The sequence below is a fragment of the Pseudooceanicola marinus genome, assembly GCF_002786295.1.
GTDB lineage: Bacteria > Pseudomonadota > Alphaproteobacteria > Rhodobacterales > Rhodobacteraceae > Pseudooceanicola > Pseudooceanicola marinus.
In genome coordinates this window covers 458-661 of the sequence record NZ_PGTC01000027.1, presented here as the reverse complement: position 1 = coordinate 661, position 204 = coordinate 458, and the positions used below count along the sequence as shown (strand labels likewise).

The window sequence follows — 204 nt, the reverse complement described above, 5'->3', positions numbered from 1 at the left end:
TCGCCTGCCCGACCGTCGCCGCGCTCTCGGCCGCCGCCCTGGCGCAGGGTGGCACCCTGGTACAGCTGGCGCTCGTGCTGGCCATGACCCTCGCGCCCCATGACGCGGCACGGAGGGTCTGCGACACCCCCGCTCTGCACCCCATGCCCCGCCTGCTGCGCCGGCTCGCCCCCTGCGGCCCCTACCTACTCGGCGCCGCGCCGG

Annotated in this window: 1 protein-coding gene; it reads left to right on the top strand. The window is 77.9% G+C overall.

All coding sequences use genetic code 11. The features are described from left to right. The coding region (locus CVM50_RS21805) for a hypothetical protein (RefSeq protein ID WP_198431942.1) at nt 1–204 on the top strand (204 nt) is incomplete at both ends.